The organism is Enterobacter sp. 120016 (assembly GCF_018383635.1).
GTDB classification, from domain to species: domain Bacteria; phylum Pseudomonadota; class Gammaproteobacteria; order Enterobacterales; family Enterobacteriaceae; genus Enterobacter; species Enterobacter asburiae_D.
This window is the reverse complement of record NZ_JAHAWC010000004.1, coordinates 154,326-181,281: the sequence shown is the minus strand read 5'-3', so window position 1 is coordinate 181,281 and position 26,956 is coordinate 154,326. Positions and strand designations below refer to the sequence as shown.

General features: G+C 57.7%; 21 protein-coding genes and 1 other RNA gene. 10 read left to right on the top strand and 12 right to left on the bottom strand.

What is annotated here, in order from left to right; translation table 11 throughout:
• Window positions 1-139 precede the first annotated feature (139 nt).
• Window positions 140-1,051, top strand: coding sequence for a LysR family transcriptional regulator (locus KIF87_RS08865; RefSeq protein WP_159513941.1), 912 nt, complete (start codon window positions 140-142; stop codon window positions 1,049-1,051).
• Here KIF87_RS08865 and KIF87_RS08860 read toward each other — a convergent pair.
• The 8 genes from KIF87_RS08860 to ppsR form a co-directional block, all read right to left on the bottom strand.
• Window positions 1,030-1,809, bottom strand: a complete 780-nt coding sequence (locus KIF87_RS08860; RefSeq protein WP_213328523.1) for a heme ABC transporter ATP-binding protein — start codon at window positions 1,807-1,809, stop codon at window positions 1,030-1,032. The two genes, KIF87_RS08865 and KIF87_RS08860, sit on opposite strands and share 22 nt — an antisense overlap.
• Window positions 1,802-2,794, bottom strand: a complete 993-nt coding sequence (locus KIF87_RS08855; RefSeq protein WP_213328522.1) for a FecCD family ABC transporter permease — start codon at window positions 2,792-2,794, stop codon at window positions 1,802-1,804. The genes KIF87_RS08860 and KIF87_RS08855 overlap by 8 nt, the downstream gene beginning before the upstream one ends.
• The gene (locus KIF87_RS08850; RefSeq protein ID WP_213328521.1) at window positions 2,794-3,615 is read right to left on the bottom strand and encodes a heme/hemin ABC transporter substrate-binding protein; all 822 of its coding nucleotides are present in this window, start codon (window positions 3,613-3,615) and stop codon (window positions 2,794-2,796) included. Before KIF87_RS08850 ends, KIF87_RS08855 begins: the two co-directional genes overlap by 1 nt.
• Window positions 3,612-4,640, bottom strand: coding sequence for a hemin-degrading factor (gene chuS, locus KIF87_RS08845; RefSeq protein ID WP_213328520.1), 1,029 nt, complete (start codon window positions 4,638-4,640; stop codon window positions 3,612-3,614). Before chuS ends, KIF87_RS08850 begins: the two co-directional genes overlap by 4 nt.
• A gap of 35 nt (window positions 4,641-4,675) precedes the next feature.
• On the bottom strand, window positions 4,676-6,658 hold the full coding sequence (locus KIF87_RS08840; RefSeq protein ID WP_213328519.1) for a TonB-dependent hemoglobin/transferrin/lactoferrin family receptor: 1,983 nt from the start codon (window positions 6,656-6,658) through the stop codon (window positions 4,676-4,678).
• 77 nt (window positions 6,659-6,735) lie between these two features.
• Window positions 6,736-6,918 carry a hemin uptake protein HemP gene (gene hemP / locus KIF87_RS08835; protein ID WP_032638304.1) on the bottom strand — a complete coding sequence of 61 codons (183 nt, stop codon included), beginning with the start codon at window positions 6,916-6,918 and terminating at the stop codon, window positions 6,736-6,738.
• 209 nt (window positions 6,919-7,127) lie between these two features.
• A complete protein-coding gene (aroH, locus tag KIF87_RS08830) occupies window positions 7,128-8,174 on the bottom strand; it encodes a 3-deoxy-7-phosphoheptulonate synthase AroH (protein ID WP_213328518.1) in 1,047 nt (348 codons plus the stop codon).
• A 152-nt stretch (window positions 8,175-8,326) separates the two neighbouring features.
• The gene (gene ppsR, locus KIF87_RS08825) at window positions 8,327-9,160 is read right to left on the bottom strand and encodes a posphoenolpyruvate synthetase regulatory kinase/phosphorylase PpsR (RefSeq protein ID WP_063142920.1); all 834 of its coding nucleotides are present in this window, start codon (window positions 9,158-9,160) and stop codon (window positions 8,327-8,329) included.
• A gap of 335 nt (window positions 9,161-9,495) precedes the next feature.
• On the opposite strand from ppsR, the gene ppsA reads away from it, so the two are divergent.
• The 3 genes from ppsA (at window position 9,496) to KIF87_RS08810 (ending at window position 15,887) form a co-directional block, all read left to right on the top strand.
• The gene (gene ppsA / locus KIF87_RS08820) at window positions 9,496-11,874 is read left to right on the top strand and encodes a phosphoenolpyruvate synthase (protein ID WP_193939896.1); all 2,379 of its coding nucleotides are present in this window, start codon (window positions 9,496-9,498) and stop codon (window positions 11,872-11,874) included.
• A 233-nt stretch (window positions 11,875-12,107) separates the two neighbouring features.
• Entirely contained in the window at window positions 12,108-13,508 is a 1,401-nt protein-coding gene (locus KIF87_RS08815) for an MFS transporter (RefSeq protein WP_213328517.1), read from the top strand.
• A gap of 3 nt (window positions 13,509-13,511) precedes the next feature.
• A complete protein-coding gene (locus tag KIF87_RS08810; protein WP_213328516.1) occupies window positions 13,512-15,887 on the top strand; it encodes a glycoside hydrolase family 3 N-terminal domain-containing protein in 2,376 nt (791 codons plus the stop codon).
• Between the two features lie 5 nt (window positions 15,888-15,892).
• On the opposite strand, the gene rprA is transcribed toward KIF87_RS08810, so the two are convergent.
• Together rprA and ydiK are read right to left on the bottom strand one after the other, a co-directional pair.
• Window positions 15,893-16,000, bottom strand: an RNA gene (gene rprA, locus KIF87_RS08805) — antisense sRNA RprA.
• Window positions 16,001-16,208: 208 nt separating this feature from the next.
• Window positions 16,209-17,324 (bottom strand): AI-2E family transporter YdiK, encoded by a 1,116-nt coding sequence (gene ydiK / locus KIF87_RS08800; RefSeq protein ID WP_213328515.1) that lies wholly within the window; start codon window positions 17,322-17,324, stop codon window positions 16,209-16,211.
• 199 nt (window positions 17,325-17,523) lie between these two features.
• On the opposite strand from ydiK, the gene ydiJ reads away from it, so the two are divergent.
• From ydiJ to KIF87_RS08785, 3 genes are all read left to right on the top strand, one after another.
• Window positions 17,524-20,580 (top strand): D-2-hydroxyglutarate dehydrogenase YdiJ, encoded by a 3,057-nt coding sequence (ydiJ, locus tag KIF87_RS08795; RefSeq protein WP_213328514.1) that lies wholly within the window; start codon window positions 17,524-17,526, stop codon window positions 20,578-20,580.
• Window positions 20,577-20,987 (top strand): 1,4-dihydroxy-2-naphthoyl-CoA hydrolase, encoded by a 411-nt coding sequence (gene menI / locus KIF87_RS08790; RefSeq protein ID WP_023311321.1) that lies wholly within the window; start codon window positions 20,577-20,579, stop codon window positions 20,985-20,987. Before ydiJ ends, menI begins: the two co-directional genes overlap by 4 nt.
• Window positions 20,988-21,072: 85 nt before the next feature.
• Window positions 21,073-21,267, top strand: a complete 195-nt coding sequence (locus KIF87_RS08785) for a YdiH family protein (RefSeq protein WP_063448958.1) — start codon at window positions 21,073-21,075, stop codon at window positions 21,265-21,267.
• 50 nt (window positions 21,268-21,317) lie between these two features.
• Here the strand turns inward: KIF87_RS08785 and KIF87_RS08780 are convergent, their stop codons facing one another.
• Both KIF87_RS08780 and KIF87_RS08775 read right to left on the bottom strand, forming a co-directional pair.
• Window positions 21,318-21,947 carry a helix-turn-helix domain-containing protein gene (locus KIF87_RS08780; protein WP_213328513.1) on the bottom strand — a complete coding sequence of 210 codons (630 nt, stop codon included), beginning with the start codon at window positions 21,945-21,947 and terminating at the stop codon, window positions 21,318-21,320.
• A gap of 69 nt (window positions 21,948-22,016) precedes the next feature.
• Window positions 22,017-22,676 carry a helix-turn-helix domain-containing protein gene (locus KIF87_RS08775; protein WP_213328512.1) on the bottom strand — a complete coding sequence of 220 codons (660 nt, stop codon included), beginning with the start codon at window positions 22,674-22,676 and terminating at the stop codon, window positions 22,017-22,019.
• Between the two features lie 418 nt (window positions 22,677-23,094).
• Between KIF87_RS08775 and KIF87_RS08770 the strand changes: the two genes are divergently transcribed.
• The 3 genes from KIF87_RS08770 to KIF87_RS08760 all read left to right on the top strand — a co-directional run bounded on the left by KIF87_RS08770 (window position 23,095) and on the right by KIF87_RS08760 (window position 26,954).
• Window positions 23,095-23,625, top strand: a complete 531-nt coding sequence (locus KIF87_RS08770) for a fimbrial protein (protein WP_213328511.1) — start codon at window positions 23,095-23,097, stop codon at window positions 23,623-23,625.
• A gap of 78 nt (window positions 23,626-23,703) precedes the next feature.
• Complete coding sequence (locus KIF87_RS08765; RefSeq protein WP_213328510.1) at window positions 23,704-24,381, top strand: fimbrial biogenesis chaperone; 678 nt, start codon at window positions 23,704-23,706, stop codon at window positions 24,379-24,381.
• A gap of 44 nt (window positions 24,382-24,425) precedes the next feature.
• Window positions 24,426-26,954: a fimbria/pilus outer membrane usher protein gene (locus KIF87_RS08760; RefSeq protein WP_213328572.1), complete on the top strand. Its 2,529-nt coding sequence runs from the start codon at window positions 24,426-24,428 to the stop codon at window positions 26,952-26,954.
• The last annotated feature ends 2 nt before the right edge of the window (window positions 26,955-26,956 follow it).

Below are 26,956 nucleotides of genomic sequence, written 5' to 3'. Positions count from 1 at the left end.
GTCATCCCTCCCGTTAACCGTGCCGGTATCATTAGGGGCGTGGACTCATTTGTTAATTTTGAATTTGTGACCCACTCATTTGGTTTTTTTATTAATTTCCTGTTAACTAATTTTTTTCAATTAGTTAACAGGATGAAAAATGAGAATGAGTGTCAAACAGTTACGCGCGTTTTTAGCGGTAGCTCACACTCTGAATTTCGCGCACGCCAGCGAACGGCTGAATCTTTCCCAGCCGGCCCTGAGCCTGACCATTAAAGCGCTGGAGGACACGCTCGGCGGACCGCTGCTGCAGCGGAGCACGCGCAAGGTCGCGCTGACGCAGGAGGGTGAGACGTTTTTGCCCATGGCGCGCCAGCTGCTTGCCGACTGGGATAACGTCGAAGAGGCGATGCACCAGTGCTTTACCCTGCAGCGCGGTAAAATCTCGGTCGCCGCCATGCCGTCGTTTGCCGCGAATGTCCTGCCCGAGGTGCTAAAGGCATTTCGCGATCGTCATGCCGGGGTCAACGTCACCGTGCATGACGTTATTAACGAGCAGGTGATCGAGATGGTGCGGGAAGGGCGGGTCGAGATGGGCATCGCCTTTGAGCCCGCGCCGACGCACAACCTGCTGTTTACCCCGCTGGGCCTCGACAGGTTTGTTGCCATTGTGCCGAAAGATTCCTCGCTGGCGGGCAAAAAGCGCCTGACCTGGGAAGAGCTGCTGACGCTGGATTTCATCACCCTGCAGCGCCCCTCTGCGGTGCGTCTGATGATGGAAGAGGAGCTGGCGCGAAGCGGCAGAAAGCTGGACGTCGCGCTGGAAAGTCATCAGCTGGTGACGGTCGGGAGAATGGTTGCGAGTGGCCTCGGCGGCAGCGCCGTCCCGGCGCTGTGCGAGACGCAGATGGCGTCGCTGGGCGCGGTCTGTATTCCGCTGGACAGCCCGCCCATTGAAAAGTGTATCGGAGCGATCCATCCAGGGCACACGCAGCTCTCTAAGGCGGCGCATGCCCTGCTGGAAACCCTGAAAGATTTTTACCAGCCCGATCAGGGGGCGAGAAACACCTGAGGCGCGGCGTGAGCCGGATGCCTGCCGACGATCACCTGCGCGCCGTACCAGCGCGCCAGCGCGTCGGCCTGTAAAACGGTTTCCGGTGCTCCCTGGGACACGATTGTGCCGCCATGCAGCAGCAGGATGCGGTCCGCCCACAGCGCCGCCAGATTAAGGTCGTGCAGTACCGCGCAAACGTGCAGATGCCCCCGACGGGTCAGGGACTTCAGCAGGCGCAGCAGATGCTGCTGGTGATAGAGATCCAGCGCAGACGTGGGTTCATCAAGGAACAGCCAGCCGCGCGGCGCGCCGTCGCACCAGAGCTGAGCCAGCGCGCGGGCGAGCTGGATGCGCTGCTGCTCGCCGCCGGAGAGTGCGGCAAACCGCCTGCCCGCCAGCGGTAAACAGCCGGTGACGGCCATGACCTCCTCAATAACCGACGCTTCAGGCGTGCGGGTCCAGGGCGCTCGCCCCATACCGACGACCGCCTCAACCGGCCAGTCAAATCCGAGCTGCGTGTTCTGGCGCATTACCGCCCGGTAGCGGGAGAGCCTGTCCGGCTGCCAGGCCGCAAGCGGTGTGCCTGCCAGGCTGCACCGTCCGCCCGCAGGTTTAAGGTAGCCGGTCAGCAGCCGCAACAGCGTTGATTTCCCGGCGCCGTTGGGGCCAATCAGCGCCACCAGCTCGCCCTGAGATAAGGTCAGCGACACGTCGTTAATCAGCGTGCGTTGTCCGGCGCGAAAGACAAGGTTTTCTGCACAGTAGCGTTCAGCCATGCGCACCTCCGCGACGAAAGATAAGCCACAGAAACCACGGCGCGCCGAGAAGGCTGGTCAGTAAGCCGACCGGCATTTCCGCCGGGGCGACCACGCTGCGCGCCAGCGTATCGGCAACCAGCAGGAGCAGCGCGCCGGCCAGCACCGAGCCGGGGAGCACGGCCCGGTGGTCGGCTCCCAGCCACATGCGCACCAGGTGCGGCACCACCAGGCCGACGAAGCCGATCACGCCGCTGACCGCAACGGCGGCGGCCACCAGCAGGGCACTGCACAGCAGCAGGATCCGCTGCACGGCGGCAACCTCCACGCCGAGGTAATGCGCCTCTTCGTCGCCCAGCTGCAGCAGGTTGAGGGCGCCTGCCAGACGCCAGATAGCCAGCGCGGTGGGGACCATCAGCGACGCGACGGCCAGCAGGGTTGACCACTGCGCCTGGCCGAGGCTGCCCATTCCCCAGAGCGAAAGCTGGCGAAGCTGGGCATCATTGCTGAGCCATGACAGCACCCCGACGGCCGCGCCGCACAGGGCGTTGATGGCAATTCCCACCAGCAGCAGGCGCGACAGGGTGGCGTCACGCTGTCGGCTGAGCAGGAAAATCACGAAGGTGGCGGCCAGCGCGCCGAGAAACGCCGCCAGCATCGGGGCGTACAGCATCACCAGGGCAGGCAGCGAGAGCGGAAGTACTACCCACAGCGCAACGGCGAGCGCCGCGCCGCTGCTGATGCCGAGCAGTCCCGGGTCCGCCAGCGGATTTCGAAACAGCCCCTGCATCACGCAGCCCGCCAGCGCCAGTGAACCGCCGATCGCCAGCGCCAGCAGCACGCGAGGCAGGCGGATCGTCAGCCAGATTTGACGCAGCGCCTCGTCGCTGCCGTTCCACAGCAGGCTGACCGGCAGGCGTAATGCCCCAACCCCGGTCGCTGCGAGCGTCATGATGGTCAGGATCGCGGTCAGCATCCATAACGATAAGGTTATCCGCCGGGACATCAGGGCAGCTGTTCCGCTTTGGCACGCAGCTGCTGGATGGCTTCCGGCGTTCGCACGCTGAAGCCCAGCAGCGCCATATCGTCAATCGCCAGCACCTGCTTATTCCGTCCCGCCGGGGTTTGCGCCAGGCCGGGCAGCGTCCACAGATTCGCTTCACCGCCCAGGGCGTTGAGACCGTCCTGAGAAATCACCACCAGATCGGGTCGGCTGGCGATCGTGCCTTCCTGCGACAGCGGCTGATAGCGGGTGAACCCCTGCATCGCGTTCTGCAGCCCCGCCGCACGAATGGCCGCATCCGCGCCGGTCTGTTGCCCGGCGGCCATGGCGGTCATCCCGCCGTGGTTGAGAATAAACAGCACCCGCTTATTGAGCGGTGACGCGGGAAGCGCCGACAGCGCCTGGCGCAGCGTGCTGCGCAGGACCTTCCCCTCGGCCTCGCGGTGCGTCGCTTCAGCGACGATCCTCACCTTTTCGTCAATGACGTTCAGGTCGTTACCGGCAGGAACAGCGATCACCCTGACGTGGCTTTGCTCAACCTGCTTTAGCGCCAGAGACGGCTGCGCCTGGGCGCTGGCCAGCACCAGCGTAGGGCGCATGGATAAGATCCCTTCCGCATTGAGCTGGCGCAGATAGCCCACGTCAGGCAGGTCTTTCGCCGCCTGCGGCCACTGGCTGGTGCTGTCGCGGGCCACCAGCGAGGACGCCGCGCCGAGAGCGTAGACAATCTCGGTGACGTCGCCGCCAAGGGTAACGATTTTCTCCTGCGGCGCAGCAAGCGCCAGCAGGGGCAGGGCGCTGAGCAGGGCAAGCCACCGTTTCATGCGGCCAACCCTTTGGCCGTTAAGGCGTCAATCTGGCTGCGCCACTGGCTCTGCTCCGGTTCGCCTTCCGTGCGCTGACCGTACAGCTGGGCGATTTGCGTCCCGTCGGCGGCAAACAGCTCCAGGCTGGTGACGTGCCCGTCAGCCGTCGGCTTGCGCGTGACCCACGTTTCCGCAATGGATCCTTCAAGCAGATGCAGGGTAAAGGTTGGGTTAAAGACGTTCAGCCAGCCTTTCATCGGCACCAGCTTTTCCACCGCCCCGGTGAAGATCTGCACGCAGCCGCGGTTGCCCACGAAGACCATGATTTCGTTACCGTCCCGGCACGCCGTCTCCAGGAGCTGCGCCAGCGCGGTGTTTTCTACCCGGCAGGCCAGATCGTCATCCACCAGGCGAAACGCCTGCTGGCGGCTGAGGTTATGGCGCTTGAGCAGGCTGAAGAACTGATGAACGTCGGTCATGGCGCGCCACTCTTTGTCCACCAGCGCGGCATCCGCGTTTTCAGCGTGAGCCGGGGCATCGGCCATCCTCAACGCCAGCGGCGGGTTGTCGGCAAAGATAAAGCGGGTCAGCACGTCGCCCCAGGCGGAAACGTCGGTGTTGTCCGTGGCGTAGACCTTCAGCAGGGCATCGCCCTGGTGGTCGAAGAACTGAATGCTCTGCCGCTCGCCGCGGGCGGTGGTTTCGCTGATGTGAAACGCGCTCGCCCACTGGTTGAGGAACAGGCGCAGATCCAGCGCGCGCGGGTTCAGCACCAGCCCTGCGTGGCCGTTCAGGTGCTGGTTGGTGAAGTTCCCCACCTGTTCGTGAACGGCGTATTCGTTGCGGCAGATACATTTGGTTTCGCCCACCGCCTCCAGCGCGCCCAGGATCTCGCGGATTTCACCGCGCAGTCGCCAGGCGTCGTGACCCACGCGGGCAAAGGTCAGCTCCGCTTCGCTGATGTTCATTAACCCTGCGACGTCGCGCGCGTACTTACCCGGATTGGCTTCTTTTAGCTCAAGCCAGCGCGTGTAGTGATTCATTGTCTCTTCCTTCTGAATAGTTGCCCCGAAGGGAATTACCACTGATAGCTTACGAAAATCTTGCCGTTACGACCGTCCTGCGGAATGCCCTGAGGTGACCAGTAGGCTTTGTCGAAGGCGTTGCCCAGCACCAGCGTGGTGGTCACGCCTTTGAGCCGTTCCTGGCCTTTGTAGCTCACGTAGAAATCGTTGACCGCATAGCCCGGCTGCTTGCTGTAGCTACTGCTGATATGCGTTGAGCGATCGACAAAAGTACCGATCCAGCCGACGGAGAACCCGCTTTGCGCCACAGGGATATCCAGCTTGCTGGTGACGGTGTCCGGGTTAATGCTGGAGATGTACTCGCCCGTATCGGTGTCTTTCCCGCGCGTGCGGTTATAGGCCAGGTCGAGGCTGAAGAGGTCGGCAGAGTATTTTGCCATCATGTCCCAACCCCAGATTTTGGCGTTCGGGACGTTGTACGACATGGTGGTCGCGGCGGCAAAATCGACGGTGGTGGAGATATAGTCTTTGGCTTTGGTATCGAAATAGCTGGCTTTAAACTCCAGCGCATCGTTGGCAAGCATCAGATCGTCAAAGCGCAGGCCAAAACCAAACTCCTGCGTTTCGTTGGTTTCCGGACGCAGGTTCGGGTTTGGCACCCAGTAGTTGGTGTAGAAGCGGCCAATGGAGAAGTGTTTGGCGTCGTTATACATTTCACCCATGGTCGGCGCGCGGAAGGCCTGCGCGTAAGAGCCAAACAGCATCAGCCAGTCGGTTGGGCTGACGGTTAACCCGGCGCGGGATGACCACTTGTCGGCATCCACATCGTTGTAGCCGTCGCTGCTGCCGCGGTAGTTGTCATAGCGCGTGCCGCCCAGCAGGGTAACAGGCAGATCGCGCAGGGTGATCTCATCCTGCAGCCAGCCGGAGCTGAAGTCGATTTTCGCGTCCGGGAAGCCGGTGGTTGCCCCGCCCGGATGCTGCTCCTGACGATAGTACTCCCCGCCGTAGGTCAGAAGGTGTGCAGCAAAGGTGTCGCTGAACAGTCGGGTGCGGTTTTCCACCTTGCCGCCTTTGGTGGTCTGCTTGCGAAACTCACCGCTGCCGTCGACGTTCTGGGCGTTAATGCGCGCTTCGGACCAGTAGACCTTCGCGTCGGCGTCCAGCCAGTCGTACCCTTCCGGTGCAATGTGGTAGCCAACCTGCGCATCACGCTGGATGGTAGAGCGGTCGGTCATCGGGTTACTGCTGTCCGCCCTGGTGGTTTGCGGGTTTTTCGGCTCCTGAGCGGCGTTGTTGTAGTAGCGCAGGGAGCCGCTCAGGGTCTGGGCCGGGTCGATTTTCCAGCTGCCTTTCGCCAGCATGTTGTTGATGGATTCGTCGTTAGGCGCGGTTGCACCGTCGCTCTGGCGGATATCACCGCGATCCCGGCTGGACCAGGAGACCAGACCGTCCAGCGTATCGGTGCGGCCGTAGGCGCTGGCCCCCATCCCGAGGCTATGATCGCCCGTCGCGCCCGTTCCAAACACGCGGTAGCCGCTGTTTTTACCCGGTTCGAGCAGATCGCTGGCATCGGCGGTGTCATAAGAGATCACGCCGCCCAGGGCGCCGCTTCCGTACAGCAGGGCCGACGGGCCGCGGACCACTTCGATACGTTTGATTAGCGCAGGGTCGAGGAAGGTGCTGTTCAGGTGGCCGGTATCGGTTCCCTGGCGCACGCCGTCAACCAGCACCAGCACGCCGCGACGGTCATAGCCGCGCAGGTTAACGTCCTGCCCGTTGGTGCGCCCGGTGCCGTCCAGCGTCAGGCCGGGGACGTTACGCAGCAGGTCGGCCGCAGAGCTGGCGGTCTGTTTCTCCGGCGCGCTGGCGTCAATCACGCTCACCATCATGGGCGCTTCAAAGGCGCTGCGGGCGTTGCCCGTGGCGGTGACGGTAATGTCGTCTGTGGCGGCGAACGCGACGCCCGACAGGATGCTGGTAATCGCCAGCGCCAGAAGTGACGGACGTAAAGATGCGGAAGGCAGGTGTGGCATAGCAACTCTCCATAAGAAGTGAAAAGCGCTGGCTGCCTGGGTATCACCTGGGTGGCTGGCGTATTTTTAGGTGTTGTTTATTTTGTGAGGATCAGTTTTCCGGCATGGGTCTGGCGCAGAAGATAGCGCTGTCCGTCATGCTCGATAATGACCCGTCCCTCATCGCCGAGGAGGGTTTTGCTGTCAATCCGACGCTCGGCGGGGGCTGGCGCTGTGTGTGTTTTTGCTGGCGTTGCCGCGCTGTTATCCGTACGTGACATAATGTTTATAAATAGCAATCAATGTAACAATGATAATCATTATCAATAAACTGCAAATTGACGGCAAGCGTTTTTGTGAAAAAAGGGTGAGGGGATCAAATTTGGGGGTGAGGTGCGGTCTGATGCCCTCACCCCGACCCTCTCCCACAGGGAGAGGGAGAAGGACACGAACCGTAGGCCGGGTAAGCGCAGCGCCACCCGGCAGAATTTTAAAAGCGCGTGTCCACGGCTGAAGCCAGCTTCTCCAGCAGCAGTTCGCTGTCTTCCCAGCTCAGGCACGGGTCGGTGATCGACTGGCCGTAGACCATCTGCTGTCCGGCAACGATTTTCTGCGTGCCTTCCTTGATAAAGCTCTCTGCCATAATCCCTGCCACGGCGGTGGAACCGCTGCGGATCTGCTGGCAGATCTCATCGCAGACGTCCAGCTGGCGGCGATGCTGCTTCTGGCAGTTGCCGTGGCTGAAATCCACCACCAGATGTTCCGGCAGGTCGAACTCGGCCAGCGTTTCACAGGCCGCCGCAATATCTTCTGCATGGTAATTGGGTTTCTTCCCGCCGCGCATAATGATATGGCCGTAAGGGTTACCGCTGGTCTGGTAGATGGTCATGTGACCGCTCTTATCCGGCGACAGGAACATGTGGCTGGCACGGGCGGCGCGGATGGCATCCACCGCGATACGGGTGTTGCCATCGGTCCCGTTTTTAAAGCCGACCGGACAGGAGAGGGCGGAGGCCATCTCACGGTGGATCTGGCTTTCGGTAGTGCGCGCGCCAATCGCGCCCCAGCTGATAAGGTCGGCGATAAACTGCCCGGTCACCATATCGAGAAACTCGGTCGCCGTCGGAACGCCCAGCTCGTTGACCTGTAAAAGCAGCTTCCGCGCCAGCTCGATACCGTGGTTAACGCGATAGCTGCCGTTGAGGTCAGGGTCGGAAATCAGTCCCTTCCAGCCCACCACGGTGCGCGGTTTTTCAAAGTAGGTACGCATCACGATCTCAAGGCGATGCTGGTACTTATCCCGCAGTCCCTGAAGCCGTTGTGCATAATCCATCGCGGCATCCAGATCGTGGATGGAGCAAGGCCCAATCACCACCAGAAGACGTTTGTCTTCACCATTCAGGATTTTTTCAATGCGGCGACGGGAAGCCGTCACGTGTTCCGCGACGGCGGCGGAAACAGGGTGCCGCTGTGCCAGTTCAGCCGGCGTGACCAGGCTGTCAATGCGCGCAGTGCGGAGTTCATCGGTTTTATTCATGGAATGTCTCAGAAAATTTTTGCTTCATCGGCAGACTACCGGGAAGTGATGGGCATCACCTTAAACCAATCCCTGCTGATTTCAAGTTCGGGGCGACACCGCCCCGTGGTTGCAGATGATGATACCTGAATCTGAGCTAATGTACTAGCATATTAGTACATGCGACGATTAAGCCCCATGATGTCGAGGATTTTGGTGGCAATTTCTTCAACCGAATAGTTGGTGCTGTTCAGCCACGGGATCTGGTTTTTGCGGTACAGCGCTTCCACTTCGGAAACCTCCATCCGGCACTGGCGCATGGAGGCGTAGCGGCTGTTCTCGCGGCGCTCTTCGCGGATGGCCGCAAGACGTTCCGGGTTGATCGTCAGGCCGAACAGCTTGTGCTGCAGCGGCTTAAGGGCGGCGGGCAGGACGAGGTTATCCATGTCATCAGCGATAAACGGGTAGTTTGCGGCGCGAATGCCAAACTGCATCGCCAGATAGAGGCTGGTGGGGGTTTTTCCGCAGCGCGACACGCCAAGCAGGATCACCTGCGCCTGGTCGAGATTACGCAGGGAGATACCGTCGTCGTGGGCAAGGGTGTAGTCAATGGCGGCGATACGTGCGTCGTACTTAATCAGGTTGCCGGGGTTAAGCCCGTGGGTACGGTGGGCGATAGGGGTCGGGTCGAGCTTAAGCTCGCTCTGGAGCGGAGCCACCAGCGCCTGCACGATATCCTGGCAGAAGCCTTCACTTTGCAGAATGATGGCGCGAATCTCGGGGATCACGATAGAGTAGAACACCAGCGGGCGGACGCCGGTCTGCTGGTAGATGGCGTCAATCTGGTCCTTCACCGCTTTGGCGCGGCTTTCGTTTTCGACAAACGGCAGCGTGATGCTGTTAATCGAAACGGGAAACTGCGACATCACCGCGTGGCCCAGGACCTCGGCGGTGATCGCCGTACCATCAGAAATATAAAAAACGTGGCGATCGACAGCACTATCCATTTTATTCACCCTGAATATCAGACCTAATTGCCTGAAAGCATAAATTAAAAAAGTAAATTACACAGCAAAGAACTTGTCTTAATTATAAATGAAACGGTGTTTTTGATTTTCCTGAAAAGCGGATTTCATTTTTCAAATAGCGACTTTATTTTTGGGGTTTCTGGCTGAATATATAGGAATCATCGGGTTAATGCCTGGTGGGAAAGTATCCGAAAAGTCGAAATTTTAAATTGCTTACACGATTCACCGTTTTTTTAGCGCTAATAAATATGCCAGTATAAATACGTAGTCAGGTGTTACTTACTCCGATCAAATATCACAAAAGGATTGTTTCGATGTCCAACAATGGCTCGTCACCGCTGGTGCTTTGGTATAACCAACTCGGCATGAATGATGTAGACAGAGTTGGGGGCAAAAATGCCTCCCTGGGTGAAATGATTACAAATCTGTCGGGTATGGGTGTTTCCGTACCGAACGGGTTTGCCACCACCGCCGATGCCTTTAACCTGTTTTTAGACCAGAGCGGTGTTAACCAGCGCATTTACGACCTGCTGGATAAAACGGATATTGATGACGTTACCGAGCTTGCCAAAGCCGGGGCGCAGATCCGCCAGTGGATCATCGACACACCTTTCCAGCCTGAACTGGAAAAAGCCATTCACGACGCGTACAACCAGCTCTCTGCTGACGATGCGCAGGCCTCCTTTGCCGTGCGTTCCTCTGCAACCGCAGAAGATATGCCGGACGCCTCGTTTGCCGGGCAGCAGGAAACCTTCCTGAACGTCCAGGGTTACGATGCGGTGCTGGTGGCGGTGAAGCACGTGTTTGCTTCCCTGTTCAACGACCGCGCCATCTCCTATCGCGTGCACCAGGGCTACGACCATCGCGGCGTGGCGCTCTCCGCTGGCGTGCAGCGCATGGTGCGCTCGGACGTGGGCTCATCCGGCGTGATGTTCTCCATTGATACCGAATCCGGCTTCGACCAGGTGGTGTTTATCACCTCCGCGTGGGGTCTGGGTGAGATGGTGGTGCAGGGCGCGGTAAACCCTGACGAATTCTACGTCCACAAGCCTACGCTGGCCGCTGGCCGTCCGTCGGTGGTGCGCCGCACCATGGGCTCGAAAAAAATCCGCATGATCTATGCCCCGACCCAGGAGCATGGCAAGCAGGTTAAAATTGAAGATGTACCGCAGGAGCAGCGCGACCGCTTCTCCCTGACCGACGCCGAAGTGCAGGAACTGGCGAAGCAGGCGGTGCAGATCGAAAAACACTACGGCCGTCCGATGGATATCGAATGGGCGAAAGACGGTAACACCGGCAAGCTGTTTATCGTTCAGGCGCGTCCGGAAACCGTCCGCTCTCGCGGTCAGGTGATGGAGCGTTATACGCTGCACGCACAGGGCAAAATCGTGGCGGAAGGCCGTGCCATCGGTCACCGTATCGGTGCCGGTCCGGTCAAAGTGATCCACGACATCAGCGAAATGAACCGTATTGAGCCAGGCGACGTGCTGGTAACCGACATGACCGACCCGGACTGGGAACCGATCATGAAGAAAGCGGCGGCTATCGTCACTAACCGCGGCGGTCGTACCTGTCACGCGGCGATCATTGCCCGCGAGCTGGGTATTCCTGCGGTTGTCGGCTGCGGCGACGCCACCGAGCGCATGAAGGACGGGCAGAACGTGACCGTCTCCTGTGCCGAAGGCGATACCGGCTACGTCTACGCCGATATTCTCGACTTCAGCGTGAAGAGCTCCAGCGTAGATACCATGCCGGACCTGCCGCTGAAGATCATGATGAACGTCGGCAACCCGGATCGCGCGTTTGACTTCGCCTGCCTGCCGAACGAAGGCGTTGGCCTGGCGCGTCTGGAATTTATCATCAACCGTATGATCGGCGTTCACCCGCGCGCGCTGCTGGAGTTTGACGATCAGGATCCGAAGCTGCAGAACGAAATCCGCGAGATGATGAAAGGCTACGACTCACCGAAAGAGTTCTACGTCGGCCGTCTGACCGAAGGGATCGCGACGCTGGGCGCCGCCTTCTATCCGAAACGCGTGATCGTGCGTCTGTCTGACTTTAAGTCTAACGAATACGCCAACCTGGTCGGCGGCGAGCGCTACGAGCCGGAAGAAGAGAACCCGATGCTGGGCTTCCGCGGGGCCGGACGCTATGTGTCCGACAGCTTCCGCGACTGCTTCGCGCTGGAGTGTGAGGCGGTGAAACGCGTGCGCAACGAGATGGGGCTGACCAACGTCGAAATCATGATCCCGTTCGTGCGTACCGTGGATCAGGCGAAAGCCGTGGTGGACGAGCTGGCGCGTCAGGGTCTGAAGCGCGGCGAGAACGGGCTGAAGATCATCATGATGTGTGAAATCCCGTCCAACGCCCTGCTGGCCGAGCAGTTCCTCGAGCACTTCGACGGCTTCTCTATCGGCTCGAACGACATGACGCAGCTGACACTGGGTCTGGACCGCGACTCCGGCGTGGTTTCCGAACTGTTCGACGAGCGCAACGAGGCGGTGAAAGCGCTGCTCTCCATGTCCATCCGCGCGGCGAAGAAGCAGGGTAAATACGTCGGGATTTGTGGTCAGGGTCCGTCCGACCATGAGGATTTTGCCGCATGGCTGATGGAAGAGGGGATTGATAGCCTGTCCCTGAACCCGGACACCGTGGTGCAAACCTGGCTGAGCCTGGCGGAACTGAATAAGTAACCGCTTAAAAACGGATAAAGGCGAGGAGATATCTCCTCGCCTTTTTTATTTCCGTCCAAATATGCTCCCCATCACAAATAAAACAAAAAACCAAATATCATAATTTGTCTGTCAATTTAGACAATTGTTAGCGCGCAAACCGTTGCTAATACTTGAGCCTTACTGCGCATTTCCCTTCAGATGATGCGCAACTGGTTGAAATACGTTTTAACCTGATAAAAAGGCAAATAACAATGACACTCTCCTCTGTATTGCGTACCAAAGATAAAATAGGCTATGGCTTAGGCGATATGGCCAGCGCGCTGGTCTGGCAAACGGCAACGTTATTTCTCGCTTATTTTTATACAGACGTGTTTGGGCTGCCCGCCGCGATTATGGGCACCATGTTTTTAGTGGTGCGCGTGGTCGATGCGTTTGTCGACCCGTGCATTGGCGCACTGGTCGACCGCACTCAGACGCGTCACGGACGTTTCCGTCCCTGGCTGCTGTGGTTCGCCATCCCGTTTGGCGTGAGCTGCCTGATTACCTTCTATGTGCCGGACGTTGGGCCGACGGCGAAAATCGTTTATGCCTGCGTAACCTACGCGATTTTAAGCCTGATTTACTCCGCGATTAACGTGCCTTACTGCGCCATGCCCGGCGCGCTGACGCTGGACCCGCGCGAGCGTCACTCTCTGCAGTCGTGGCGCTTTGGCCTGTCGTTTATCGGCGGGTTGATTGTGACGGTTATCGCCCTGCCGCTGGTCTCATTGTTAGGCCAGGGCAACGTGCAGAAAGGCTATTTCTATGCCATGAGCCTGATGGGGCTGCTGGGAATTGTGCTGTTCTTCTGCTGTTTCCTGATGACCCGCGAGCGTTATTCTCCGCGCAATGATACCTCCGGCTCCATGCTCACCGATTTAAAACTGCTGGCCGGGAACAGCCAGTGGCGTATTGTGTTCCTGTTTAATATTTTGCTGTTAACGGCAGTGGTGACGCGCGGTTCCGCTACCCTGTATTACGTAAACTATGTGCTGTTGCGCCCGGATCTGGTTTTTGCCTTTATTGTTTCCGGCATGGTGGCCTCCTTAAGCGGCGCATTATTATCTGAACGGCTGCTGGGGAAATTTGACCGCGTCCGCGCCTATCAGTGGACCATTATTTCCTTCGTGATTTTCGGCGCGCTGATTTTCTTCCTGCCGCCCTCACAGGTGTGGCTCATCTTTGGCCTTAACATCGTCTTTAGCTTTATTCAAAACCTCACCACGCCGCTGCAGTGGACCATGTTCTCCGATGTGGTCGACTACGAGGAGCATCGCAGCGGCCGCCGCCTGGACGGGCTGGTCTTTTCCACCGCGCTGTTTGCCATCAAGTTTGGCCTGGCGCTGGGCGGGGCGGTGGTCGGCTGGGTGCTTGGCATGGTGGATTACGCCCCGGGACAGGCAACCCAGGCGCCGAACGTTCTCTCGACCATCAGCGCGCTGTTCACCCTTATCCCTTGCGCGCTGTTCCTCTGCATGGTCGCGCTGCTTGCCATCTACAAGCTCAACAGCCGGCTGGTGGATTCCATCGCCCAAGAGCTGGCCAGCAAGCGTGAAGTCAGACCCGAAGCGGGGCAGCTCAGCCCGGCAACCCCTTCCGCACTACAGGAGTAAAACATGACTGCTATCTATAAGGACGTAGGACGTCCCGTGCACGAGCGCGTCGCCGATTTACTGGCGCGCATGACCCCGGAAGAGAAGTTCGCCCAGATGCACGCGTACTGGCTGATCCTCGATGAAAACGGTAATCACCGCGAGCGCAGCGACCTCAGCGACGAATTCGCCGGCGTGAGCGAGCAGGCTGCGCTTAGCGAACGGCTGAAGCTGGGCGTCGGGCAGATCACGCGTCCGCTGGGCACCCACATCGTTGACGCGAAAACCGGCGTGCGCGCCGCGAACCGCCTGCAGCGGATGATGATGGAAGAGACGCGGCTCGGCATCCCGGCGCTGTTCCATGAAGAGTGTCTGGTGGGGCTGCTCTGCAAAGACGCCACCCTGTTCCCGTCGTCATTGAACTACGGTTCGACCTGGGATCCGGAGCTTGTGCAGCGGGCGGCAGAGCAGATTGGCAAAGAGGCGCGCTCCGTCGGCTGCCAGCAGGGGCTTGCGCCGGTGCTGGACGTGTCCCGCGACGTGCGCTGGGGGCGTACCGAAGAGACCTTCGGGGAAGATCCCTGGCTGGTGGGCGTGATGGCGACCGCCTACGTGAAGGGCTTACAGGGCGATAAACGCGACCTGCTGGCAACCCTGAAACATTACGTGGGCCACTCGTTCAGCGAAGGGGCGCGCAACCATGCGCCGGTGCACCTGGGGTTCAGCGAGCTGAACGACACCTTCCTGCTGCCGTTTGAAATGGCGGTCAAGCTGGCAAACGCCGGTTCGGTGATGCCCGCCTATCACGATATCGATAACCAGCCGGGGCACAGCGACAGCTTCCTGCTGACCACCGTCCTGCGCGAACAGTGGGGATTCGACGGGATTATTGTGGCGGATTACGGCGGCGTCAGCCTGCTGCACCAGCATCATGGGATTTCCCACGACGCGGCCGAATCTGCCGCGCTGGCGTTCAACGCCGGGCTGGACGTTGAGCTGCCGAAAGACGACTGCGCGCGGCATCTGGCGGAAGCGGTAGAGCGCGGGCTGATCTCTATGGCGAAAGTGGATGAGATCGTGGCGCGCGTGCTGACCGAAAAATTCCGCCTGGGGCTGTTTGAACAGCCGTACGCGGATGAAAACGGTATCGATCTGCAAAACGATATGACCCGCCTGGCCGCGCGGGAGGTGGCGACAAAATCGGTCACGCTGCTGGAAAACAACGGCATTTTACCGCTCGGCGGCAAACCCCGCGTGGCGGTAGTGGGGCCGACAGCAGACGATCCGCTGGCGTTACTGAGCGGATACAGCTTCCCGGTGCATTTGATCATCAGCGATATGGTGGAAGAGACCTCGCAGGTCACGACCCCGCGCGCGGCGCTGGAGCAGTATCTCGGTGCATCGAACGTCCGCTATGCCAAAGGGTGCCACATTATCGAAAAACGGATGGCGGGCGCGCCGGTCTTCCCGGGCGACAGCGGCGGCAAACCGATGCAGCAGTCGCCGGTTTCACTGAGCACCGCACTCATCCCCGAGGCGGTAAACGCCGCGAGGGAGAGTGACGTGGTGGTCGCCTGCGTGGGCGATCTCGCCGGGCTGTTCCAGAGCGGCACCGTGGGGGAAGGTTCCGATACCGATTCCCTGAACCTGCCGGGCGTGCAGCAACAGCTGCTGGATGCGCTGGTGGCGACGGGCAAGCCGGTGATTGTTGTGATGACCGGCGGGCGTCCGTACAACCTCCAGGGGCTGGAGGACAAGGTCGCGGCGCTGATGATGGCGTGGGCGCCGGGCCAGGAAGGGGGCTGGGCGATTGCGGACGTACTGACGGGGCGTGCCGAGCCGCAGGGGCGTCTGGTGGTGAGCGTGCCGAAAAGCGCCGGGGCAATGCCGTATTACTACAATCACAAGCTTAAAAGCGGCGGCACGCCGTTTGCGTTCCATTTCGGTTCGCGTTACCCGTTTGGCTTCGGCCTCGGCTGGACGCAGTTTAGCTGGGGAGCGGCAAAAGTGGCGGCATCCAGCGTGCCGGCCGACGGCGAGGTGACGCTGAGTGTGGATATCACCAATACCGGAGAGCGCAGCGGCAGCGAGGTGGTGCAGGTTTACGTCAGGGATAAGGTCGCCACGCAGGTGCGGCCGCTTCAGGAGCTGAAGGCCTTCCAGCGCGTCACGCTCTCGCCGGGCGAAACCGCCACGCTCGCCTTTACGCTGCCGGTTGAGATGTTCAACTTTACCCGTCGAGACGGGAAACGCATCGTTGAGCCGGGTGAGTTTGAACTACAGGTTGGCGCATCGTCGGCGGATATCCGCGCGGCGGTGACGGTCAATGTGACGGGGGAAGCGCGGGTGCTGCCTGCGGAGTGGCGGATGCTCAGTGCCTGTGAGGTTAAGCAAGCGTAGTCAGGATAAAAAAAAGCCCATCGTGGGAGATGGGCAAAGACTACACACAGCAATTCGTTGTTTCACTCAGGGGATTTCCATGCTTATAAATCAAGGTGTTGATTTATAACCGTGTGCTAATAGTAGGCATTGTGTTATTTAGCGTCGATCGGATTCGTCTCAATAGTTTAAGAGACGTAAAGATTTCTTGAGGTTAATAGCAGGCTTAATGCTGAAAGGGCGGGTCTGACCAGTGAGTAATGAATAAATACTTTAGCAGCGTTAAAGTATTGTGAGGGGGAATGTAGGCCGGGTAAGCGCTAGCGCCACCCGGCAAAAAACTTAATGCGTGTTCTTCTCTTCCAGCTCTTCCAGTTCGCTCAAAATCACGTCCGGGTCAGTTCCCGGCGGCGGAATTTCATGCACCCAGGCGGAGAACAGACGCCAGGTGACGGCGAGCAGCACCGGGCCAATAAACAGGCCAATCATGCCAAAGGCAATCAGACCGCCAATCACCCCGGAGAGGATCAGGATTAGCGGCAGGTCTGCACCCATGCGGATGAGGATCGGGCGAATGACGTTATCCATGGTGCCGACCACGCAGCTCCAGACCAGCAGCACCGTTCCCCACGTGGTATCGCCCGTCCAGTAGAGCCAGATAATGCAGGGTACCAGCACCAGCAGCGGTCCCAGTTGCGCAAGACAGGTCATCAGCATGACAACGGTGAATACGGTGGCGTACGGTACGCCGGAAATCGCCAGACCGATACCGCCCAGCACCGCCTGCACCAGCGCGGTGACCACCACGCCCAGCGCAACTGCGCGCACGGCCTGCGCAGCCAGCAGTACCGCAGCGTCACCGCGTTTGCCCGCCAGGCGGGTGGCAAAGTGACGAACGCCTAAAGCTACCTGCTCACCGCGCCAGTAGAGCAGAGCGCTGAAGAGCAGCATCAGGGTACAGTGCATCATAAAGCGGCCGATATGCGCCGCCTGACCGACAAACCAGGTGGTGGTGGTGCCAATGTAAGGGCGGACTTTTGCCATCAGCGCGCTGCCGCCCATCTCCAGCAGGCTATGCCAGCCGCTGTAGAGTTTAGCGCCCACCACCGGAATGTTGTTCAGCCAGGCGAGATCCGGCAGCGTCAGGTCACCGCTGCTAATGGCGCGAATAACGGGGCCACTGGAGTCCACCAGGCTATTCACCAGCAGGGCAATAGGAATAATAAACAGCAGGAACAGCAGGAGCGTCATGACCAGCACGGCTAACCCGCGGCGGCCAAACAGCAGCTTCTGCAAGCGCAGCAGCAAAGGCCACGTGGCGACGACAACGGTCGCAGCCCACGCAAAGCCGAGAATAAAGGGTTGAACAATCCACAGACACGCAATAATCATGAGGGCCAGAAACAGCACCGACAACAAAATTTGCGCAACATCCCTGGGCTGGCGAAGATTGACCATAAATGAAACTTTCCTTAAAAGAACGCCAGTACCACTGGCGGGAACGGAAAACCGCGTCTCTTTAATCATTAATGATCTCAGCGGTTTTTGACAGGCGGATTTTGCCTGTAATTCAGCAGAGATTATAAGAAAAAAATGTGATAAAACTTTTAAGATACACGCAAACGATTTCATACAACTCTAATTAGGGTCGACAGTCATGATCCCACAGATTTCTCAGGCACCTGGCGTCGTTCAGCTGGTGCTTAATTTTTTGCAAGCACTGGAGCAACAGGGTTTTACAGGTGATACCGCCACGAACTATGCCGACAGGCTGACGATGGCGACCGATAACAGTATCTACCAGCTTCTTCCCGATGCCGTCGTTTTCCCGCGTTCAACGGCTGACGTCGCGCTTATCGCCCGGCTGGCCACGCAGGAGCGGTTTGCCTCGCTGGTCTTTACGCCGCGCGGCGGCGGCACCGGGACCAATGGTCAGGCGCTGAACCAGGGCATCATTGTTGATATGTCGCGCTATATGAACCGCATCATTGAGATCAACCCGGAAGAGGGGTGGGTGCGGGTTGAAGCGGGCGTCATCAAAGATCAGCTTAATCAGTATCTCAAGCCTTACGGCTACTTTTTTGCCCCCGAGCTCTCCACCAGCAACCGCGCGACCCTTGGCGGGATGATTAACACGGATGCCTCCGGGCAGGGCTCGCTGGTCTACGGTAAAACCTCCGATCACGTGCTGGGCGTGCGCGCGGTGCTGCTGGGCGGCGATATCCTCGATACCCAGCCGATGCCGGTCGAACTGGCGGAAACGCTGGGCAAAGATAACACCGCCAGCGGGCGTATCTATCGCACCGTGCTGGAACGCTGCCGCGACAACCGCCAGCTTATTCTCGATAAATTCCCCAAACTGAACCGCTTCCTGACCGGGTACGATCTGCGTCACGTCTTTAACGATGACCTGACCCAGTTTGATTTAACCCGCGTGCTGACCGGCTCCGAAGGGACGCTGGCGTTTATTACCGAAGCGCGGCTGGATATTACCCGGTTGCCGAAAGTGCGTCGTCTGGTGAACGTCAAATATGACTCCTTCGACTCCGCGCTGCGCAATGCGCCGTTTATGGTGCAAGCGCAGGCGCTGTCGGTGGAGACCGTCGACTCTAAGGTGCTCAATCTGGCCCGGGAAGATATTGTCTGGCACTCCGTGAGTGACCTCATTACCGACGTGCCGGATAAAGAGATGCTCGGTCTCAATATCGTGGAATTTGCCGGCGATGATGCGGAGCTGATAGAGCGCCAGGTCACCACGCTCTGCCTGCGGCTGGATGAGCTGATTGCGCAGGGGGAAGGCGGCGTGATCGGCTGGCAGCTCTGTAACGATCTGGCCGGGATTGAGCGCATCTATGCGATGCGTAAAAAAGCCGTGGGCCTGCTCGGCAATGCGAAAGGGGCGGCGAAGCCCATTCCCTTTGCCGAAGATACCTGCGTGCCGCCTGAGCATCTGGCGGATTATATCGTTGAGTTTCGCGCCCTGCTGGACAGCCACGGGCTGAGCTACGGCATGTTCGGCCACGTCGATGCAGGGGTACTGCACGTGCGTCCGGCGCTGGATATGTGCGACCCGCAGCAGGAGATCCTGATGAAGCAGATCTCCGACGACGTGGTGGCCTTAACCGCCAAATACGGCGGTCTGCTGTGGGGAGAGCACGGGAAAGGGTTCCGCGCGGAGTACAGCCCGGCATTCTTCGGTGAACAGCTCTACGCGGAGTTGCGCAAGGTGAAAGCGGCTTTCGACCCGCATAACCGCCTCAACCCGGGTAAAATCTGCCCGCCTGAAGGTGTTGATGCCCCGATGCTGCAGGTGGATGCCGTCAAGCGCGGCACGTACGACAGACAGATCCCGATTGCGGTGCGCGCGTCCTGGCGCGGCGCGATGGAGTGCAACGGCAACGGCCTGTGCTTTAACTTTGATGTGAAAAGCCCGATGTGCCCGTCGATGAAAATCACCAGCAACCGTATCCACTCGCCGAAAGGGCGGGCGACGCTGGTGCGCGAGTGGCTGCGTCTGCTGGCCGACCGCGGGGTGGATCCGCTCAAGCTGGAGCAGGAGCTGCCGGAAAAACGAGCCAGCCTGCGCTCGCTGATTGAGCGCACCCGCAACAGCTGGCATGCCAACAAGGGCGAGTACGATTTCTCCCATGAGGTGAAAGAGGCGATGTCCGGCTGTCTGGCCTGCAAAGCCTGCTCCACCCAGTGCCCGATTAAAATCGACGTGCCGGAATTCCGCTCGCGTTTCCTGCAGCTTTATCACACCCGATACCTCCGCCCGGTGCGCGACCATCTGGTGGCAACGGTAGAAAGCTACGCGCCGCTGATGGCGCGTGCGCCAAAGACCTTCAACTTCTTTATTAACCAGCCGCTGGTGCGCAAGCTCTCCGAAAAACACATCGGCATGGTCGATCTGCCGCTGCTGTCGGTCCCGTCTCTGCAGCGCCAGCTTGTTGGCCACCGTTCGGCGAACATGACCCTGGAACAGCTGGAGGCGCTCGCTCCGGAGCAAAAAGCCAATGTAGTGCTGGTTGTGCAGGATCCGTTCACCAGCTACTACGATGCGCAGGTCGTGGCCGATTTCGTCCGTCTGGCGGAGAAAGTGGGCTACCAGCCGGTTGTGCTGCCGTTCTCTCCGAACGGCAAGGCGCAGCACATTAAAGGTTTCCTGAACCGCTTTGCGAAGACCGCGCAGAAAACGTCTGACTTCCTGAATCGCGTGGCGCAGCTCGGGATACCGATGGTCGGGGTCGATCCGGCGCTGGTGCTTTGCTATCGCGATGAATACAAGCAGACGCTGGGCGATAAGCGCGGCGATTTCAACGTGATGCTGGTGCACGAGTGGCTGCCGACGGCGCTGGAAGATAAGGCTGTTCAGGATGTCAGCGGTGAACCGTGGTATCTGTTCGGTCACTGCACGGAAGTGACCGCGCTGCCGGGTGCCCCCGCGCAGTGGGCGTCTGTTTTTGCCCGCTTTGGTGCGAAGCTGGAGAGCGTCAACGTAGGCTGCTGCGGGATGGCCGGAACCTACGGACACGAAGTGAAAAACCACGCCAACTCGCTCGGCATCTATGAGCTGTCCTGGCATCAGGCGATGCAGCGTTTACCGCGAAACCGCTGTCTGGCGACGGGCTACTCCTGCCGCAGCCAGGTAAAACGGGTTGAAGGTAACGGCGTACGTCACCCATTGCAGGCTTTACTGGAGATAATTGGATGATCTGGAAACGTGCCGTGACGCTGCAGGCGCTGAACGCCATGGGCGAGGGGAATATGGTAGGGCTGCTGGATATCCAGTTCATCCGCATTGGCGACGATGAGATTGAGGCCACCATGCCCGTCGATAGTCGCACCCACCAGCCGTTTGGTTTATTGCACGGCGGAGCGTCCGTCGTGCTGGCCGAAACGCTGGGCTCGGTGGCGGGGTATCTCTGTACCGAAGGGGAGCAGAAGGTTGTCGGGCTCGAGGTGAATGCTAACCACATTCGCTCGGTGCGCAGCGGGCGCGTGCGCGGTGTTTGCCGCGCGCTGCACGCCGGAAGCCGCCATCAGGTGTGGCAAATAGATATTCTCGACGAGCAGGATCGCCTGTGCTGCTCGTCGCGCCTGACCACGGCGGTTGTGTAAAGTTTTCAGATGTCTTGCCTTTGGTCAAAAACTAGCCAGCGCGTTGTGATATACTGGTCAGGTTTTGTACATAAGCGAGGACATCATGGATACTGAAATAACCCCAACACGGCTGGCAATTGAATATTTACGTCGCGATAAGAGCAACCTGTCTCCGGCGCAGTACCTGAAAAAGCTGAAACAGCTTGAGCTGGAATTTACAGATTTGCTGGCGCTCTCTTCGAATGAACTGAAAGAAGAGATCTACTTTGCCTGGCGGTTGGGCGTTCACGTCCATTGAGTACATGAGAATAAAAGGGCCGCGAGTGCGGCCTTTTTTGTGTCTGAAATTCAGTATCGGGCGGGGAGTTTATTGATTTTAATGAGCCTGCCTTCTTCCATCTCGATGAATCCGCCGGTTTTTAAATCCGCCAGAATGCGCATCACGCCGCTGCGGGAGAGCTGGGTTTTCTCTCTGATATACCTTTCCGCCGTCACGCTGAGCCGATAGCTCTCATCTTCCTCCATCAGCTTGACCAGCTGCTGGCGAATCATCTCATATGCCGTCGGCGCGCCCTGCGGCATCACGTTGTTATAAAGACGGCTGTACACAAACATGAGCTGTTGAGAGAGCAGTCCCCATAGCGCCTTCTCTTTAATGATTTCATTCACCCGATCGGCGGTGAGCGTCCCTATCAGACAAGGACTGACTGTCTTAATATAATCATTGAAATAGATATCGGTGAGGTTAGCAAGGCCGAACACCGAGGGGCTGCGGGCCGTAGACAGCATCATGTCATCGCTTCTTCTGTAGATGGCGATGGTGCCTTCAAGAATTAAATAGCACATGCCCTGACCGTTGACCTGCAGGTCCAGCCGCTCGCCGCGGGCGGCGCGATGGGTTGTGCAATCAGGCATCAGGTGTGAAATAAGCTCTTGCGCGTAGGGGGAACCCCGTTGAGACTTTTCTGGAAGGGACATGGTAGCCGACAACCTTAAAAATAACCTGGCTAATTATAGCGCTTCTCCCGGGTACAGGCACGCTGGCTGTCAATATTTTCGCGGCAGATGGTGAATGTCAAGCAGCACCCCACGCTCCATGGTGATGTACTTCCCGGTCCTCAGTTCTGCCAGAATACGCATAATTCCGCTACGTGAAAGATACGTCCGGCTTTTGATGTACGCGGCCGCCGTCGTATTCTTCCGTATGGCATCGGGCTCCTGCATAAGCTCAACAAGCTGGAAGCGAATAATGTCGTAGGCAGACATTTGCGATATTTGCGCGCAATGCTCATACACCCGTGAGGCCGTATAAATAAGCAGCTTTGAAAAATGCTCCCATAAATCCTGGTGTGAAACAATCTGATTAAACGTCTCCAGCGACACGCGGGCGATTTCTGCCGTCTCCAGGGCCCTGACGTAGAGATGCTCCGAAGAAAATTGACTGCTGACGCCCAGAATAAACGGCGCTGACTCAGAGTTTAAAACAATACCGTCGCCGCGACGATGAAGCGCCACGCTTCCCTGGAGAAGTAAAAAACACTGGCGCACGTCATCTTTATAATAATGTACGGTTTCTCCCCGACAGATGATCATTCTGTTCGCAGCAGGTAGCACTGATTTAATCAGGGTATCGATATGGATAAACGGTTTTAAACCAAGAACGGTTGATTCGTGGTTATTCAATGGCGTGGTTAAACGTGTATTCATAAGATACCTCACAGCGACTACGGGTTCGATCGTTTTTTGATCTGCGCAGGGAATTATCTTAAAAATGAAGAGGTCAGGGAATGTTTCGGCAAGGTCCAAAAGTAGACCGTTGAGCGCCTGATATCTAACGTGTTGAATGAAAACAGAAAGGCGATCAAGTCTACTAATAGACCCGGGAAATAAGGTATAAGCGTATCCTGAAGAAATGTTGAATTTACGTTAAATCAGAGTCTACAGCTAGACCAGCAAAAAGTTGTGTTCACCAAAATGATTATATAAATTTTAACCGGTCAGTCAGAAAGACCTTATAGCGTTAATTAAAAAAATAAATGAACCTACAGCGATTCATTTATCAACTTTCTACTGCGTGCGTTTCAATAATAAATAAAGTTATCCCGTAAACAGGAAAATGAAGATTATGAAAAAGAATATTATTTTAGCGATGGTTGTGACAGGTTCCGCCTTAATGGTGGGCAATGCTTTCGCTGCTGCTGGAACCGTTAATTTTAACGGTCACATCCTGGATTCCGCCTGCGATGTCGCGGTTGCCTCTCAAAATCAGGTGGTGGTATTAGGCGATTACAATAAAACAGAATTTCCGGCAACGGGCTCCAGAACTGCAGCAACGAAATTCGATATTGTCCTGAAGAACTGCCCGGTCACGGTCACCAGTGCCAAAGTCCGTTTTGACGGTACGCCTGACCTGACTAACGCCGATCTGCTGGCTGTTGATACCTCCGTCGTCGGCGCGGCAACGGGTGTTGCTATTAATTTGATGACCGCGGATAAAGCGGATCTGCCGCTGCACGGCAGTAACAGCTATAGCTATATGTTAAGCAGCACTGCCGATAATACGCTGAATTTCTACGCGCAGTATATTTCAACGGCGGCATCGGTGACTGCCGGTCCTGCAAACTCCGTGGCAAATTTCTCCGTTGTTTATAACTAGTCATTAAGCAGAACCCGAGTCGGTTCCACGACGTTCTGCGGGGGGCAGCCACTGCCCCCGTGTTTCAAGAGGTGTAACATGAATTTTATTAGCAAGACCCTGCTCATCGCTGCCGCTCTGACCACATCGTTTTCGAACGCTTATGCCGGGGTCATTATCGGCGGTACCCGCGTTATTTTTGAGGGTGGGAAAAAAGAGGCATCAATTAGCATCAATAATGCCGATACCGTTCCTTACTTAATCCAGTCCTGGGTTGAAATGCCAGAGGGTAATGCTAATAAAGCGCCGTTCATTGTTACTCCGCCTTTATATCGACTGGATGGTGGCCAGCAAAACATTGAGCGTATTTTACTCTCGGGTTCGCTACCCCAGGATAAGGAAAGTCTTTTCTGGCTGAATATTAAAGCGATACCGTCTGCTTCAAAACAGGCAAACTCGCTGCAAATTGCCGTAAAAACACGCATCAAGCTTATTTATCGCCCGGCGAGTCTGAAGGCATCAACACCGGAAGAACAAGCGAATAAATTAACCTGGTCGCGTAGCGGGAATAAGCTAATGGTTACCAATCCAACGCAATATGTCATCAACTTTAATGAAATAAGCGTCGGTGATAAAAAACTGGATGAGGTCTCCTGGGTGGCGCCTGGTGCAATGGCGGCATTTACCTTACCCGCAGGTGCCAATGGCAACCATATTTCATTCAAAGTCATTAATGATTACGGCAGTCCCGGAATAATACATCAGGCCAGCTTTTAATTTATCAAAAGCGGCGATCCTCATATCAGGTCAGGTTAATGATGATGGCAACGAAAACTAAAAAAATGCAGCCTGCGCGTCTGGCGATCTGTATCGCTTTTGCGCTGGTTAATGCAATGCAGACTGTTGATGCCCGTGATTCGTTCAACGCCGAACTGGTTGAACTGGACAACCCGGGCACGGGTAAAGCTGATTTATCTGCTTTTGAATCAGGTTCGCAGGCACCAGGGAAATACCACGTTGACATCATCCTTGACGACCAACTCATCGAGACAAGCGATATTGATTTTACCTCAGTGAAAGGTGGGGAAGAGGGCGATAGCCTTCAGCCTTGTCTGAGTATTGAGCAGCTCAACAAATGGGGCGTCAAAACCGCGCTTTTTCCCGACTTAGCCATCCAGGGCGCGCCCTGCGTCAACCTGCAGGCGATTCCTCATGCCAGCACGGATTTTCAGTTTGCCGCGCAGCGGCTGGTTATCAGTATTCCTCAGGCCGCAATCGACCTGCCTGCCAGAGGGTATGTCCCGCCAGAACAGTGGGATGAGGGGATCGCCGCCGCGATGCTGAACTACAGCCTGAGTGGCGCAAACAGCCGGGCGAAACAGAACGAGAGTAAAAACACCAACAGTCAATATGCCAACCTGCGCCCGGGTCTCAACGTTGGGCCGTGGCGACTGCGAAATTACACCACCTGGTCGCGGGATGAGAGCGGTCAGGACAAATGGGATACCGTCTACACCTATGCACAGCGGGCCATTATTCCGCTCAAAGCGCAGCTCACCCTGGGGGATAGCTCCGCGCCAGCCGACGTGTTCGACAGCATGCCGTTTCGCGGCGGACAGCTGGCTTCTGATGATGACATGCTCCCGGATTCGCTGAAAGGCTATGCGCCCGTGGTGCGGGGTATCGCGCGTACCAATGCGCAGGTAATTGTTCGCCAGAATGGCTACCAGATTTATCAGACCTACGTGGCGCCGGGCGCTTTTGAGATTACCGATATGTACCCCACGGGGGGCGCCGGGGATCTGGACGTCACCGTTAAGGAAGCAGACGGCAGCGAGCAGCATTTCACCCTCCCGTACGCGTCTTTACCGGTTTTACAGCGCGAAGGACGGCTCAAGTATGCGGTAACCGGAGGGCAATACCGTTCATATAACGGCAGCGTTGATAAGACCCCGTTTGGGCAAATCACCGGGATTTATGGGTTGCCGTATGGTCTCACGCTCTATGGCGGGCTGCAGGAGTCGAGTAAATATCAGTCGATCGCCACCGGGCTCGGGAAAAATATGGGTGATTTCGGCGCGATTTCTGCGGACATGACCCAGGCCTGGTCCACCCCGCAGGGAGGTGAGAAATCCAACGGCCAGTCCTGGCGGGCGCGATACAGCAAGAACTTTGTGGGTACCGGAACCCATTTTTCGATTGCGGGCTACCGTTACTCGACCAGCGGTTACTACGGTATGCAGGAGATCCTTGATTCGTACGGCGACAGCTCCGCGCTTCAGGACCGACGCCGCAACCGGGCCGAACTTACGATGAGCCAGACGCTGGGCGGTAATCTTGGCTCGCTGACGCTGAGCGCGGCCCGCGAAGACTACTGGAATTCGGGTCAAACGATGGCGTCATACAGCCTGGGTTACAACAACTACTGGCACAACATCAGTTATGGACTCACCTGGACCTACAGTAAAAACGGCAGCGCGGGTTCATACGATGACAATAAACGGTACGACAACGATCGGTTGCTGGCCTTTAACGTCAGCATTCCTCTGGAGAAGTTTTTGCCGCAAACCTGGGCTAACTATGGCGTGAGCGCCAGCAAGAATAACGGCACCACGCACAACGTTGGCCTGAACGGCGTGGCGCTGGAAAACCACGCCCTGAACTGGAACGTGCAGCAGGGATACGGGTCGGACGGCGTTGGCTACACGGGCAATATGAATGGTGATTATAAGGGAACCTACGGCGAAGTGACGGCGGGCTACAGCTACGACAAAAACAGCGAGCGGCTTAACTACGGCTTACAGGGGGGCATTCTCGCTCACAGAGAGGGGATTACGCTTTCGCAGCCCCTGGGTGAGACCAATGTTCTGATTAGCGCGCCGGGCGCGCACGACGTCGATATTCGCAATCAGCCGGGTGTCAGAACGGATTACCGCGGATATACGGTGGTCAGCAATCTCTCCGTATACCGTAAAAATGACATCACCCTTGCCCCGGAAAGCCTGCCGGATGATGTTGAGCTGGATATTAATACCCGGACGGTGACGCCGACGCGCGGCGCGATCGTTTTGGCCGACTATAAGGCGAAGGTGGGGCGACGGGCGTTATTTAATTTACTGCATAACGGCCAGTTTGTTCCCTTTGGTGCAACGGCAAGCCTGAAGGGCGCCGACGGCAGCAGCGTTATTGTTGGCGATAGAGGTCAGGCTTATCTCACCGGTCTGGACACACAGGGAACCGTCTTCATCTCGTGGGGAGCGGAAAGCGATCGGCAATGCCGCGCACCGTACGTGCTTTCCCCGCAGCCTTCGGCAGGCGGAATTACCGAAATTAACGTCAATTGTCTTTAGGG